Source organism: Vibrio sp. 2033 (assembly GCF_033339735.1).
In genome coordinates, this window is sequence record NZ_JAWOVC010000343.1 from 1 (window position 1) to 706 (window position 706).

A 706-nucleotide genomic window follows, 5' to 3' on the forward strand; every position below is an offset into this window, starting at 1 on the left:
CACCCGCTTGGATTAACGCACCGTGGTGGTTCGATTTGTGGTTGTTACGGTCGAACAGTACCAAATCACCTTCAGTTACTAGCGCGTTACACACCACTTTGTTTGAAGCAGAAGTACCGTTGAGTACGAAGTAAGTTTTGTCCGCGTTAAATACTTTTGCAGCGTGCGCTTGCGCTTGGTGTGCAGAACCTTCGTGGATCAGCAAGTCACCTAAATCCACGTCCGCGTTACACAAGTCACTACGGAACAGGTTTTCGCCGAAGAAATCGTAGAATTGTTTACCAGCTGGGTGTTTTTTGAAGAACTGACCACCTTGGTGTCCCGGACAGTCAAACGCTGAGTTACCCATCTCAACATAGTGCGTTAATTGCTTGAAGAAAGGGGGAAGCAGACGACATTCGTACTTGGTTACTGCTTCGTTGATTTGACGACAGTAGTACTCAATAGATTGTCTTTCTAAATCGATAACGCCAGTTAGCCAAACGTAATCTTCTGCCGAAACTGGGTTTTCATCCGTTACTAAGAAAACTGGAATACCGTAACCCGTTTCAGAAATCATTTTATGCAGACCTGCTTTAATGTCTGCTGAAGTAATAATAGCCGCACCAACGTCGGTTAATTCAACTTGCTCTAAAGGTTGTAAATGACGATTAAATTGTTCATCTAAAGATTCAGCTAATAAACTGAAGTCTTCTGGCATGTAATT

At 43.3% G+C, this 706-nt stretch carries 1 protein-coding gene; it reads right to left on the reverse strand.

The genetic code is table 11. From position 1 onward, the window contains the following. A partial coding sequence (locus R7P74_RS26485; RefSeq protein WP_443293427.1) for an Orn/Lys/Arg decarboxylase N-terminal domain-containing protein occupies nucleotides 1–706 on the reverse strand: 706 nt, incomplete at both ends.